This is a genomic window from Rhizobium sp. L43, from assembly GCF_002531725.1.
Taxonomy (GTDB): Bacteria; Pseudomonadota; Alphaproteobacteria; order Rhizobiales; family Rhizobiaceae; genus Rhizobium.
Window position 1 is genome coordinate 120330 of record NZ_NWSQ01000019.1, and the last position, 12557, is coordinate 132886.

Sequence of the window (12557 nt, forward strand, 5' to 3'; positions counted from 1 at the left end):
TCGTATTTACCTGAGGTTATTTGACGCCGCAGAGCATTTCACGCTTGCCGGCAAAGCCTTGCCGGCGCTCGACGATAAAACCCGCAGCGATGAGATTGCGGCGCACAAAGCCGGCCGCGGCGTAAGTTGCGAAGGTGCCGCCGGCGGCAGTCTTTTCGTTGACCTCACGCATTAATTCTTCCGACCACATGTCGCCATTGCGCGAGGGCGCGAAGCCATCGAGATACCAGGCGTCGAAGCCGGGCTTTGCTGCGGCGACGCCGTCAAGGGCACGGCCGCAGACGACGCTGAGCCGCGTCTGGGTATCCAGGTCGAGTGTGACGGTATCGGCAGGCATCTGCGGCCAGGCCGCCGTCAGCGCCTCGCGTTCGGCGTCGATTTCAGGCCAGTGCGACAGCGCCCGGCCGATTTCTTCGCCGCGCATCGGGTGGAGTTCGAAGGAGATGAAATGCAGGTGCTGGCCGCCGGCACGGTGCAGCTTCCATTGCCGCCAGGTCTCGGCGAAGTTCAGGCCGGTGCCGAAGCCGAGTTCGCCGATCGTGAATTCCTGCCGCCCGCTCCAGCGCTCCGGCAGGCCGTTGCCGGCGAGGAAGACGTGGCCGCATTCCAGCCGGCCATCGGTCTGGCAATAAAAATGATCGCCAAAGGCGGTGGAATAGGGCATATCGCCGTCGCGCCATTCGAGCGGCTGCGGCGCGCCCGCGCCAATCTGATCGGGGTTCACGTCTGTCATGGAAAAAGCCGATAATCCTCAGCCGGTCTCAGGTCAATCGTCCTCAGAACTGCTGATCGTCGGCGGCGGCATCATGGGTCTCTGGGCAGCCGTCCATGCCGAGCGCCGGGGCATCCGTACCCTTATCGCTGACGCCGGCAGATTGGGCGAAGGTGCGAGCGGCGGCCTGCTTGGCGCGCTGATGCCGCATATGCCGGACCGGTGGTCGGAGAAGAAGCAGTTCCAGTTCGACGCGCTGGTTTCACTCGAAGCCGAGATCGCAGCGCTCGAAGCCGAGACCGGGCTTTCGGCCGGTTACAACAGGTCTGGGCGGCTGATCCCGCTGCCGAAGCCGCATCTCAACCGCATCGCGCTTGGCCATTCCGAAGATGCCGAACGCCACTGGCGGGCAGGCGAGCGCCGCTTCCACTGGCATGTGCTCGACAGACCTGATGTAGATGGCTGGGTCGCGGCGCCCGCCGGCGAGAGCGGCTTCGTGCATGACACGCTTGCCGCCCGCGTCGCCCCCCGCTCGCTGATATCAGCACTGATCGCCTTCCTGCGTGGGGCAAAACATGTGCGCATCCGGGAAAATGCTGTCGTCACCGATCTCGATCCGGATCGCGGCACGGCCGAGATCGGCGGCGAAACCGTTGCTTTCGGTCGCTGCATCCTGGCCGCCGGCCATCAGTCCTTTCCTCTGCTGCAGGGGCTGACGCCCGGCTTGAAGCAGCCGCTCGGCCAGCCGGTGAAAGGGCAGGCGGCGTTGTTGAAGGCGGATATCGACCCGGCGCTGCCGACGATCTTCCTCGACGGGCTCTATGTCGTCGCGCATGAGGGCGGGCATGCGGCGATCGGCAGCACCAGCGAGAACGGTTTCGACAATCCTTTTTCGACCGATGCCCAGCTCGACGCGCTGATCGAGGCGGCGCGGGCGATCGTGCCAAGCCTTCGCGACGCCCCCGTCGTCGAGCGCTGGGCGGGGCTTCGCCCGAAGGCGATCGACCGGGATCCGATGATCGGCCGCCACCCCGATCACCCGCGCCTGATCGCGCTGACCGGCGGCTTCAAGGTCAGCTTCGGCCTTGCGCATCGGCTGGCGGAAGCGGCAATCTGTATCGCAGGCGATGCGGATTGCGGATTTTTGCTGCCGGAGAGCTTCGCGATTTCAAGTCACATCGCAGCGGCTTCACGTTAAACGTGAATTCTTCGCCGTTCTGCTTCGTTATTCTGTCATGCAAATCACCTATCTGCTTGCGCATTGACAGCGCCTGAAGTCATCGGCGCTCCTTTCCTTGATGGAGGAAATCGCATGCGCTATGCCATTTGCTTCACGCCTCCGGCAAGCGACCCGCTATCGCTCGTGGCCGCCAATTGGCTTGGCCGAAACGTGTTTTCTGGCGATGCGACGGAGCCTCCGGCCATTCGCGGCCTCGGCATCCATGAGATCGCCTTCCACACGGCCGTGCCGCGGCGCTATGGTTTTCACGGTGTTTTGAAAGCGCCGTTCCACCTTTCCTCCGACATGTCGGAATCTCAACTCCTGCGCGATCTTATGCGTTTCTCCGGAACTGTCCTTCCCTTCCGGATGCCGCGTCTCGAAGTCGCCAGGCTCGGCAATTTCTACAGCCTGCTGCCGAATATCCCTTGTGAGCAGATCCAGTATCTGGCCTCGGCGATGGTGCAGGAATTCGATCGTTTCCGCGCGCCGCTCAGCGAAGCCGAGATCGAGCGTAGCGATCCGGACGGGTTGTCGGCAGCGCAGTTCGCCAATCTGCATCGCTGGGGCAATCCTTACGTGATGGAGGAGTTCCGCTTCCACATGCCTGTGACGGGCCCGATCAACGCGATCGACATGCCGCGCATCGAGCCGGCGCTGCGGACGATCTTCGAGCCTGTGCTGAGAGAGCCGATCATGGTTTCGAACGTGGCGCTGATGATCGAGGAGGGCACCGGCGGCCCCTTCCGCGTTCATTCGCTGCATCCGATGGGCAAGGTCAGCGCGCGCAAGATCGCCTGAAGTCCCGTGCGCTAAGGATTTGTTCCATAACGGGAAAATTGCGTTGCGCAGTTTCCGTCTCGACATTCCGGCTGCGGATGATACCGTTCCTCGTCTTTTCAGAAGGTGATTTGATGGTATCCGAGACTTATCCGCGCAATCTGGTCGGCTACGGGCGTCAGACGCCCGATCCGAAATGGCCGGACGAGGCACGCATCGCCGTGCAGTTCGTCATCAATTACGAAGAGGGGGGCGAAAGCTCGATCCTCGACGGCGACCCGGCTTCCGAAAACCTGCTGTCGGAGATCGTCGGTGCGGCCGCCTGGCCGGGACAGCGCAATCTCAACATGGAATCGATCTATGAATACGGTTCGCGCGCCGGTTTCTGGCGGCTCTGGCGGATGTTCACCGATCTCAAGGTGCAGGCGACCGTCTACGGCGTGACGCTGGCAATGGCCCGCAACCCGGAAGCCGTCGCGGCGATGAAGGAGGCCGGCTGGGAGATCGCCAGCCATGGCTACCGCTGGCTGGAATATAAGGATTTTCCGGAAGATCTGGAGCGCAAGCATATCCTCGAAGCCGTGCGCCTGCACACCGAACTCACCGGCGAGCGGCCCTACGGCATGTATCAGGGCAAGCCTTCCGACAATACGCTGCGGCTGGTGCAGGAGGAGGGCGGTTTCCTCTACTCCTCCGATTCCTATGCCGATGACCTGCCTTTCTGGGTCAAGGGCGTCGACGGGAAACCTTTCCTGATCATCCCCTATACACTCGAAACCAACGACATGCGGTTTGCAACGCCGCAGGGTTTCAACGCCGGCGACCAGTTCTTCACCTATCTGAAGGATGCCTTCGACACGCTCTATGAGGAAGGCAAAGCGGGCAGCCCGAAGATGATGTCGGTCGGCCTGCATTGCCGCCTCGTCGGGCGCCCGGGTCGGGCGGCGGCGCTGAAACGCTTCATCGAATATGTGCTGAAGCACGACAAGGTCTGGATCCCGCGCCGCATCGAGATCGCCGAGCATTGGCACAAGCACCATCAGCCGGACGCGCTCTGATGCTGTCGCGCGAGGATTTTGTCTCCCGCTTCGGCGGCGTCTTCGAACATTCGCCTTTTATCGCCGAGCGTGCTTATGACGCCGGCAGCGTGACCGAGCCGCTGACGGCATCAGGCGTACATGCGGCCCTTACGTCCGCCTTCCGCGCGGCAAGCCGCGAGGAAAGTCTCGGTGTGCTCAACGCTCACCCCGATCTTGCCGGGCGCTTGGCAATATCAGGCGAACTCACCGAAGACAGCCGCAAGGAGCAGTCCGGCGCCGGTCTCGACCGGCTGAGCCCAGCCGAGCACGCCCGCTTCACCGAACTCAATTCGGCCTATGTCGAAAAATTCGGCTTTCCCTTCATCATTGCGGTCAAGGGGCTCGGCAAGGGCGATATCCTGTCGGCCTTCGAAACACGAATCGGCAATGGCCGCGACGAAGAATTTGCGACCGCGACGGCGCAGGTCGAAAAGATCGCGCTGCTGCGACTGACATCGATGCTGCCGGAGGCCGAATGAAAGAGCGGCGCGCAATCGACTATCTCAACGAGATGTATGAGGCGGCATCCGAGGCGCTGTCTTTCGTCGGCGGAATGGATGGGGCGGCCTTCGCCGGAGACAAGCTCACCTTCAAAGCGGTTGCCTTTTGTCATTTCACCATAGGCGCCGCGGCGTCCCGCCTGCTGGTGACCCACCCGGAATTTGCCAGCGAGCATCCCGATCTGCCCTGGACAAAAATCTGCGGCACGGGCAACCGTATCCTCGAAGACGTCTTCGATCTCAATCCTTCGGACATGTGGGAGGCGACATATCGCACGCTGCCGGAGCTTCTTTCCGGGATCGATGCCGTCCGTAACTGGCATGCTCAAGGCGAGTGAAACCATTGCCCGAATTTCTCGACATTCGCCCGCTCACCAGATCCAGCTTCGCTTCCTTCGGCGAGGTGATCGAGGCCGATCCGGCCTCGATGCGGCTGATCAATGGCGGCACGACGGAGCGTTTCCATGCCTTGGCCGTAGCCGAAGCGACGGGCGAGGGCGCGCGCGTCATCATCAATCTCTTCCGCGGTCAGCCGCGCAGCTTTCCCTATGCGGTCGACATGATGGAGCGCCATCCCTTCGGCAGCCAGAGTTTCTCGCCGGTTTCGGGCCGCCCTTTCCTCGTCGTCGTCTCCGAGGACGAGAACGGGCGTCCTGCCCGGCCTGAGGTGTTTCTGGCGCGCGGGGATCAGGGCGTAAACTACCGCCGCAACGTCTGGCATCATCCGCTGATGGCGCTCGGCGAACCCTCGGATTTTCTGGTCGTCGACCGCGACGGGCCTGATAATAATCTGGAGGAATTCTTCTTCGAAACCTCCTTCGTCATCAACGAGCCAACCCCATGACCGGATTGACCACGCATGTTCTCGATACCGCTCTCGGCAAGCCGGCCGCAGGCCTGAGGATCGATCTTTTCCAGCTCGACGGGGATATCCGCAGACATCTGAAGACGGTCGAGACCAATGCCGATGGCCGGGTCGACGGCGGTCCGATTCTCGTCGGTGAAAATTTCCACGTGGGAATCTACGAACTCGTTTTCCACGTCGGCGATTATCTGCGCGGAAATGGTACGCCGCTGCCGCATCCGGCCTTCCTCGATCTCGTGCCGATCCGCTTCGGCATCGCCGACGTCACGGCGCATTACCATGTGCCGCTGCTGATTTCGCCTTACGGTTATTCCACTTATCGAGGAAGCTGAATGAGGTTTGCAGCAATCGCCGACATCCACGGCAACCATCTGGCGCTCCAAGCGGTGCTTGCCGATATCCGCGCTGAGGGCATCGAGGAGATCGTCAATCTCGGCGATTTCTTCAGCGGGCCGCTGGAGGCCGGCCGGACAGCCGATATCCTCATGCCGCTTGGCCTGATCTCGGTTTGCGGCAATCATGACCGCTATCTGATCGAGCAGGATCCGGTCGCCATGCATGCCTCGGATGCCGCGGCCTATCGGCAACTGACGCCATCCCACCTCGACTGGCTGCGCAGCCTGCCGTTCGATGCCGTCTATCGCGGCGAGGCCTATCTCTGCCACGCGACGCCGAAGGACGACAATCTCTACTGGCTGGAATCGGTCTCGCCGGAGGGCTTCGTCTTTCTGAAGCCGATCGAAGCGATCGAGGCGCTGGCGGAAGGCATCGACCTGCCGCTGATCCTCTGCGGCCACAGCCATATCCCCCGCGCGGTCCGCCTTTCCGACGGCCGCCTGATCGTCAACCCCGGCAGTGTCGGCTGCGCGGCCTATGACGATGAGCTGCCCTATTACCACAAGGTCGAAGTTGGTCATCCACTGGCGAGCTATGCCATTCTGGAAAAGACAGCGGCCGGATGGATATGGCAGTTCCGAACCGTCGCCTATGATCACATGGCGATGTCGGCACTGGCCGCCGAAAAGGGCCGTGCCGACTGGGCGAGCGCGCTGGCGGCGGGTTGGGTGAGATAGCCCAGGCCCGCCCACGCTGCGATCAATCCTTCTTCGGTGCCGGAGGGGGGACCGTCGTGGCCGGGCCTGCGGGCGGTGTTGCCGGTTTTACCGGAGGTGCAGCGGGTATTGCCGGCTTTGCCGGAGCCGCAACCGGCCTTGCAGGTTTTGCGCCGTCGAGATTTCCAAGGAGAGACGAGATGGCGTCGTCGCCCTCGAAGCCGGCCTCCTTCAACAATTTGTCGAGGATCGGTTTGTTGGCCTGATAGGAGAGGAGCTGGCCGGCCAGTCCTTCGCCGAGGCCGATGCCGTTTCCTCCGGTCGCGCCGTTTCCGCGGCCGAGCATGCCGCCGGTATCGAAGATCCTGATGTCGGAAATCTTCTCGATCGGCTTGACCGCCTCGGCGAGCGCCTCGGGAATGATACGGATCCGCTCGCGGGTGATCTCGAACTCGATGATGGCAGCGCTCAATTTGTTGCGGGCGTCGTTGAGCAATGCCTCGCTCTCGGCGGCGGCCTTGCCGGTTTCGAGAATACCCTTGGCCTTGATGATCGCCGCATCCGCCTCGGCGGTCGCGAGCGTCTTGATGGCCTCGGCCTGGTCGCTTGCTGCCTGTTTTTCGGCCTCGGCGCCGACGGTGACGGCGGTTGCTTCGGTCTCGGCTTTCTTGCGCGCGTCGATCACGGCAATCTGCCTTTCGCGTTCGGCGATCTCGATCGCCTTGGCGGTGCCGACCTTTTCCTCTGCCGCGATCGCCAGCGCGCGGGCCGCTTCCGCAGCCGCCTTCGCTTCGGATTCTTCACGGCTCTTATTGGCAACGGCGATGGCGCTTTCCTGGGCGACGATCTGCAGGTCCCGCTTGGCTTCGGTGTCACGCTGCTGCACGGCGCGGGCAGAATCGATATTGGCGCTTTCGCGGGCCTGCTTGGCGGCTGCCTCGCGTTCGGCGATCGCCTGCTCGGAAGCGATGCGGGCTTCCTCCTCGGCGCGTTTTGCGGCCTGTTCCTGCTGCGCGGTTTCGGCGCGTGTCGCCGCGGATTTGTTGGCGATGTCGCGTTCCTGGCTGAGCTCGGCTTCCCGCTTCGTCCGCTCGATGGTCAGCGATTGCTGGCGGGCCTCGAGATCCTTCTGGGCAATGGCGACTTCGGTATCGCGAACGATCTCGTTGCGCTCCTTCTTGCGGCCCTCGGTGATGCGGGTCAATGCGGCAAGACCCTGCGCATCGAAGAAGTTGTTGGCGTTGAAATGCTTGATATCGGTCTGATCGAGGCGCGTCAGCGAGACGGATTCGAGCTCGAGACCGTTCGACTGAAGATCGGCGCCGACGGCCTCCTGTACGGCCTTGACGAAATCCATGCGCTGTTCCTGCAGCGCGTCGAGGTTCATCGTTGCGGCCACCGAGCGAAGGCCGTCGACGAATTTCGCTTCGATCAGGATGCGAAGCGCCTCGGCATCATTGGTCCGGTTGCCGAGCGTCTGGGCGGCAAGCGCAATCGAGGAGGCATCGGGTTTGACGCGCACATAGAACTCGGCGCCGATATCGACGCGCATCCGGTCCTTGGTGATCAGCGCATCACCTTCACCGCGGCGAACCTCGAGCCGCAGCGTCTTCAAATTGACCCTGGCGATCGAGTGGAAGATCGGCAGGACGACCGACCCGCCGTCGAGCACGACCTTCTGGCCACCGAGGCCGGTGCGCACATAGGCCTCATCGCGGCTGGAGCGTGTGTAAAGAGAGGCGAGGACAAAACCGATGCCGAAGATCAGAACAATCCCAATGCCGGCTGGTAGAATAACGTCGTAGATCATTGCTGGTCCCTCAAAGATTGATTGTCCGCATCGGTCGGGTCGACCAGTGCGGGAATGGCGATAAATACATCTGCCGTGCGATCGACGAGAAGAACCTCAATGCCGATCTTGAGAGGTTCCTGACCCTTGGCGGCTCTCGCTCTCAGCACATGCCAGTTTCCATGCTGATCCTTGACGCGGACGCGTCCCGGCAGTCCCTGATCGAGCGGGCCGATCGACACTTCGGCGGTTCGGCCGAGGAAACCATCGAGATCGACCACATAGGTTTCGTCGCGCGGCACGATCCGTGCCACGGTCCGGCTCGATGCCCTGACCAGAGGGAAGGTGACCACTATGGCGGGAACGGCGGCAATGAAGGCGGGCAGCGGCGCCCAGAAGGCGCCGGCGACGGCCTGTATGGCAAAGCCCGCAATGGCGAAGAAGCCAAGCGCCAGCATCAGCAGAATGAGCAGCGGAACCCCGCCGAGATTGAGCCAGGACAGATAGCCTGCAATGCCGTCATGGCCATGGAAATCCGGTTTTCCCAAAAGTTCCGTGATCGAAAACCCCATGACGGTCGCGAGCATCTCGATCGCGGTCAGGCCGGCGAGCACGGCGGCGGCGATAGCGAAGGGAGCACATTCGGGGGCGAAGAATAGTCCCATCGGCGTTACCGGTTGTCCGCTTTGAAGCGCGCGAGGCGTGCCTCGATCGCCTGTTCGCGGTGCAATCGGTCGAGCTCGTCCAGCTCCGAATTATGGGCATGTTCACCTGATGGAACACCGGTCAGCCGCGACACGGCCGCCGCAGCCCTGGCAGCATCAGCGCCCGGCGCCGGCCGGCTGTGACCAGCTGCGGCGTCTTCGGGATGTCTGGCGATGCTGCGCTTGAAGTCGGCAAGGCGAGCATCCGCCTCACGGCGCGTGGCCAGCACCGCTTGTAGCGCTTTCTGGCCTTCGTCCAGCTGTTCCCTGGCATCGGCCAGGGCCTTATCCAGAGCTGCGATCTGGGATTCGAGATCGATCTGGCGGGCGACGCCGGCCTTTGCCAGGTCATCGCGCCCGGACGAGACGGCGAGGCGGATCTTCGCGTCGAGCGCGTTCATGTCCTCGACGATTTCGTCCCTACGGCTCTGGATGCGATATTCCTCGGCGCGCGCCTTGCCGAGATCGGTGCGGGCCTCGTCCGCCGCCGCATCGATTTCGCGGATCGCCTGTTCGATGACGGCGATCTTGTTGACGCCTTCCGCCTTGTCGACCGCCGCATTGGCGATGCCGGCGATGAGACGACCCATGCGTGAAAGAATGCCTTCGTTCGTCATGTTTTCCTCCATCCGAGCGGAATTCGGCGTGACGCCGATATGAATCTCGTAGCGATCCTGGCCGGCCACAAGGTAGGCCGGAAAAATACTCTCCCATCCCCTGGAATAACCCGCGACATCGAAGGGGACGGCAACGCGTCCATGCACCGTGGCGATCGTCAGATCCGAGGGGCCCTTGATGGCGAAGAGCTTGTCATCAAGCGGCAGAAGCGGCGGATCGGCGATTGCGCCGCGATTGGCGGCGAAATCGCGAAGGCCGAGTGTCACCAGCCGCGCCGGCAGGCCCGTCTGCTCGCGGACGGTTTCATAGGCAAGCTCATGCAGCACGACGAGATTGGCGCCCGCCTTGTCGTCGATGCGTTCGCTCAGAATGCCGATCATCCTGCGATAGGCAGCAACCGTATCGTCCAGCGCCTGCCGGGCATGATCATCAGGCGCCAGCGTGTAGCGCAGCAGCGATGGATGCGGTGTCTTGCCTGTGTTTGCCATAAGATGAAACATAAAGCACCGCTTTGGTGCTTTCAAGATGCTGCGTTAAAAATACAACCTGTGTTTAACATGTCGTTAGAAGGAAAGAAGCGGCACAGTTGCGGATCACATTCGCCGATGGAGGAGCCGGCGGCGGATCGGCTCCGCTGCCTATCGGGCGGCCGTCTGCGCCTCGCGAATACCGGCGCGGATACGATTGATGATCGTCCATATGAGAAGCAGAGCCACCAGCGCCCAAAACCCCCAAGTCCATGCTGCAAACGTGCCGCCGACCGCGACAAAGATGCCGAGCGCGCCGAAAAGCACGGCACGGTCGCTCTTCCCCAGCGGCCCGTCGTAACGCCGGCTCGCGCCGACCGTTTGACCGAGAATGCCGGTAAATTCCGTCAGCGCCGAGAGGAATATGACTGATATCGCCGGCATCCAACCGTTCGGATCGATGAAGGCAAACGGCACATACAGGGCGACATCCGACACGACATCACCCATCTCGTTCAGATACGCGCCCAAAATGCTCTTCTGCCCATGTTCGCGCGCGAGCATGCCGTCGATGGCATTGAGGCCCATGCGCAGGAGAAACCAAACAGGCACCAGCAGGAACCAATGCGGAAACGGGGCGAGGCTCAGAAAAAGGCCAAGTGCAACCGAGACGGCGGCAGCAAGTGAAGTCACCTGATTGGCGGTGACGCCTCGTGCCGCGAGGAAGCGGACCAGAGGGCGAAGAATGTTCTGAAATCGGGACTTCAATTGATAAACAGACATGCTACCTCAGTGGAATTTCGTGGCATCGGAAAAATCTATCCCGGCTTCGGTGGTGCAGTTCGTCTTACTTGTGGGGAAGCCCATACTTCCTGTCGGTTCTCGCATAGGGCTTACATTTGCGACTAGACTTTTGCAATGAAAGCAAATCACTGTTCTGCCAATGGTTGCAACCCATCCACCCACCAGAATTGGAGAAGACCGTGCTGCAAACTGCCGATAGTGTGCAACCGTCCTCGACGGCCAGACCAATGCATGAATCCGAATTCGCATCGCATGACGGCACCCGACTGTTTTATCGGACGTGGCCTGCGACGGGCGCTGCCGCGAAGGGCGCCATCATTCTTCTCCATCGCGGCCACGAGCATAGCGGCCGTGTCGCCCATCTCGCCACCGAGCTCGGCCTCGATGAGTTTGCCTTCTACGCCTGGGACGCACGCGGCCACGGGCGTTCGCCGGGAGAGCGCGGCTATTCGCCATCCTTTGCGGCCTCGGCGCATGATCTCGATTGCTTCGTCCGCCATGTCAGCGAGACAAGCGGTGTTGCTGTCGAAAACATCGCCGTCATCGCGCAGAGCGTCGGCGCAGTGCTGGCCACCACTTGGGTGCACGATTATGCGCCGCCGATCCGCGCGCTGGTGCTGGCCTCACCGGCCTTCAGCGTCAAGCTCTACGTGCCTTTTGCTAGGGAAGGCATTGCGCTCTGGGAAAAACTCAAGGGGACATTCTTCGTCAATTCCTATGTCAAGGCGAAGTTCTTGACGCATGACCCCGAGCGCATCGCCTCGTACGAATCCGACCCATTGATATCCAGGCCGATTGCCTCCAACATTCTCGTGCAGCTCTATGAGGCGGCAGCCCGGGTCGTGGCCGACGCCCGCGCGATCACCGTGCCGACCCAGCTGCTGATCTCCGGCAGCGACTGGGTGGTGCGACATGCGCCGCAGCACCGGTTTTACGAAAACCTCGGCAGCCGCATCAAGGAACGGCATGTGCTTGCCGGCTTCTACCACGACACGCTCGGTGAAAAGGACCGCGCGATTGCGCTGGCCGAAATCCGCCGTTTTATCGAAGCGCGTTTCGCCGAGCCTCGAGCGCCTGCCGATCTTCGCACGGCCCATGTCCAGGGCCATACCAAGGACGAGGCCGACCGGCTCGCGAGCCCGCTGGGCGCGACATCGCCACGCGGCATTTACTGGGCGCTCAGCCGCCTCAACATCAAGATCGGCGCCCTGGTGTCCGAAGGCATAAGGACCGGGGTCAAGACCGGTTTTGATTCCGGCTCGACGCTCGATTACGTCTACGAGAACAAGCCGCGCGGGCTCGGTCCCGGCGGGCGCTTGATCGACAAGGTGTTCCTCGAGGCGATCGGCTGGCGCGGCATCCGGCAGCGCAAGCTGCACCTGCAGGAGCTGATCGACCGCGCGCTGCAGCGCCTGAAAGCCACTGGGCGCAGTACCCACATGCTCGACATCGCGGCCGGGCACGGCCGTTATGTCCTTGATGCGATCGAGACGGCTGCCGTCCGTCCCGATAGTGCGCGGCTGCAGGACTATTCCGCCATCAACGTCGACGCCGGCCGCAACAGCATCGCCGCGCGTGGGCTGGGTGATTTCGTCAGCTTCCGCCAGCAGGATGCCTTTGACGGCGAGGGGCTGGCTGCAATCACGCCGGCTCCGGATCTCGCGATCGTCTCCGGCCTTTACGAGCTGTTTTCCGACAATGCGATGATCGCCGCTTCGCTCGACGGGATCGCCCGGGCGATGCGGCCGGGTGGTCTGCTCGTCTACACCAACCAGCCATGGCATCCACAATTGGAGATGATCGCCCGCGCCCTGACCTCGCACCGCGGCGGCGAGGCGTGGGTGATGCGGCGGCGGACGCAAGAGGAAATGGACCAGCTGGTCGCCGCAGCCGGTTTCCGAAAGATCGAGCAGCGGATCGACCAGTGGGGCATTTTCACCGTCTCGCTGGCCGAGAGAGTCTGAGGGC

Annotated in this window: 14 protein-coding genes; 9 read left to right on the plus strand and 5 right to left on the minus strand. The window is 62.3% G+C overall.

The genetic code is table 11. The annotated features are described in order from the left end of the window. Positions 1–16 precede the first annotated feature (16 nt). Entirely contained in the window at positions 17–733 is a 717-nt protein-coding gene (mnmD, locus tag CO667_RS24000) for a tRNA (5-methylaminomethyl-2-thiouridine)(34)-methyltransferase MnmD (RefSeq protein WP_097620791.1), read from the minus strand. Between mnmD and CO667_RS24005 the strand changes: the two genes are divergently transcribed. The 8 genes from CO667_RS24005 to CO667_RS24040 all read left to right on the plus strand — a co-directional run bounded on the left by CO667_RS24005 (position 732) and on the right by CO667_RS24040 (position 6228). Then, positions 732–1910, plus strand: a complete 1179-nt coding sequence (locus CO667_RS24005; RefSeq protein WP_097620792.1) for an FAD-binding oxidoreductase — start codon at positions 732–734, stop codon at positions 1908–1910. The two genes, mnmD and CO667_RS24005, sit on opposite strands and share 2 nt — an antisense overlap. Positions 1911–2024: 114 nt before the next feature. Continuing rightward, positions 2025–2732, plus strand: coding sequence for a DUF1045 domain-containing protein (locus CO667_RS24010; protein ID WP_097620793.1), 708 nt, complete (start codon positions 2025–2027; stop codon positions 2730–2732). Positions 2733–2845: 113 nt separating this feature from the next. Then, positions 2846–3769, plus strand: a complete 924-nt coding sequence (puuE, locus tag CO667_RS24015) for an allantoinase PuuE (protein WP_097620794.1) — start codon at positions 2846–2848, stop codon at positions 3767–3769. Continuing rightward, positions 3769–4269, plus strand: a complete 501-nt coding sequence (uraD, locus tag CO667_RS24020) for a 2-oxo-4-hydroxy-4-carboxy-5-ureidoimidazoline decarboxylase (protein WP_097620795.1) — start codon at positions 3769–3771, stop codon at positions 4267–4269. The genes puuE and uraD overlap by 1 nt, the downstream gene beginning before the upstream one ends. Beyond that, on the plus strand, positions 4266–4628 hold the full coding sequence (locus CO667_RS24025; protein ID WP_097620796.1) for a HepT-like ribonuclease domain-containing protein: 363 nt from the start codon (positions 4266–4268) through the stop codon (positions 4626–4628). The genes uraD and CO667_RS24025 overlap by 4 nt, the downstream gene beginning before the upstream one ends. Positions 4629–4633: 5 nt before the next feature. Then, a complete protein-coding gene (locus CO667_RS24030; RefSeq protein ID WP_097620797.1) occupies positions 4634–5134 on the plus strand; it encodes an ureidoglycolate lyase in 501 nt (166 codons plus the stop codon). Continuing rightward, entirely contained in the window at positions 5131–5487 is a 357-nt protein-coding gene (uraH, locus tag CO667_RS24035) for a hydroxyisourate hydrolase (protein ID WP_097620798.1), read from the plus strand. Before CO667_RS24030 ends, uraH begins: the two co-directional genes overlap by 4 nt. Beyond that, positions 5488–6228, plus strand: coding sequence for a metallophosphoesterase family protein (locus CO667_RS24040; protein WP_097620799.1), 741 nt, complete (start codon positions 5488–5490; stop codon positions 6226–6228). It begins immediately after the preceding gene. 22 nt (positions 6229–6250) lie between these two features. On the opposite strand, the gene CO667_RS24045 is transcribed toward CO667_RS24040, so the two are convergent. From CO667_RS24045 to CO667_RS24060, 4 genes are all read right to left on the minus strand, one after another. Next, positions 6251–8017 (minus strand): flotillin domain-containing protein, encoded by a 1767-nt coding sequence (locus tag CO667_RS24045; protein ID WP_097620800.1) that lies wholly within the window; start codon positions 8015–8017, stop codon positions 6251–6253. Then, positions 8014–8661, minus strand: coding sequence for an OB-fold-containig protein (locus CO667_RS24050; RefSeq protein ID WP_097620801.1), 648 nt, complete (start codon positions 8659–8661; stop codon positions 8014–8016). Before CO667_RS24050 ends, CO667_RS24045 begins: the two co-directional genes overlap by 4 nt. A gap of 5 nt (positions 8662–8666) precedes the next feature. Next, the gene (locus tag CO667_RS24055; RefSeq protein WP_097620802.1) at positions 8667–9818 is read right to left on the minus strand and encodes a PspA/IM30 family protein; all 1152 of its coding nucleotides are present in this window, start codon (positions 9816–9818) and stop codon (positions 8667–8669) included. 138 nt (positions 9819–9956) lie between these two features. Next, positions 9957–10568, minus strand: a complete 612-nt coding sequence (locus CO667_RS24060; protein WP_097620803.1) for a CDP-alcohol phosphatidyltransferase family protein — start codon at positions 10566–10568, stop codon at positions 9957–9959. 200 nt (positions 10569–10768) lie between these two features. Here CO667_RS24060 and CO667_RS24065 point away from each other — a divergent pair, with 200 nt between their 5' ends. Continuing rightward, on the plus strand, positions 10769–12553 hold the full coding sequence (locus CO667_RS24065; protein ID WP_097620804.1) for a bifunctional alpha/beta hydrolase/class I SAM-dependent methyltransferase: 1785 nt from the start codon (positions 10769–10771) through the stop codon (positions 12551–12553). Positions 12554–12557: the final 4 nt, after the last annotated feature.

Bases quoted from the DNA above. Each gene is read 5' to 3' on its own strand.
- CO667_RS24005 (WP_097620792.1), top strand. From the start codon at position 732: ATGGAAAAAGCCGATAATCCTCAGCCGGTCTCAGGTCAATCGTCCTCA.
- mnmD (WP_097620791.1), bottom strand. From the start codon at position 733: ATGACAGACGTGAACCCCGATCAGATTGGCGCGGGCGCGCCGCAGCCG.
- CO667_RS24010 (WP_097620793.1), top strand. From the start codon at position 2,025: ATGCGCTATGCCATTTGCTTCACGCCTCCGGCAAGCGACCCGCTATCG.
- puuE (WP_097620794.1), top strand. From the start codon at position 2,846: ATGGTATCCGAGACTTATCCGCGCAATCTGGTCGGCTACGGGCGTCAG.
- uraD (WP_097620795.1), top strand. From the start codon at position 3,769: ATGCTGTCGCGCGAGGATTTTGTCTCCCGCTTCGGCGGCGTCTTCGAA.
- CO667_RS24025 (WP_097620796.1), top strand. From the start codon at position 4,266: ATGAAAGAGCGGCGCGCAATCGACTATCTCAACGAGATGTATGAGGCG.
- uraH (WP_097620798.1), top strand. From the start codon at position 5,131: ATGACCGGATTGACCACGCATGTTCTCGATACCGCTCTCGGCAAGCCG.
- CO667_RS24040 (WP_097620799.1), top strand. From the start codon at position 5,488: ATGAGGTTTGCAGCAATCGCCGACATCCACGGCAACCATCTGGCGCTC.
- CO667_RS24045 (WP_097620800.1), bottom strand. From the start codon at position 8,017: ATGATCTACGACGTTATTCTACCAGCCGGCATTGGGATTGTTCTGATC.
- CO667_RS24050 (WP_097620801.1), bottom strand. From the start codon at position 8,661: ATGGGACTATTCTTCGCCCCCGAATGTGCTCCCTTCGCTATCGCCGCC.
- CO667_RS24055 (WP_097620802.1), bottom strand. From the start codon at position 9,818: ATGTTTCATCTTATGGCAAACACAGGCAAGACACCGCATCCATCGCTG.
- CO667_RS24060 (WP_097620803.1), bottom strand. From the start codon at position 10,568: ATGTCTGTTTATCAATTGAAGTCCCGATTTCAGAACATTCTTCGCCCT.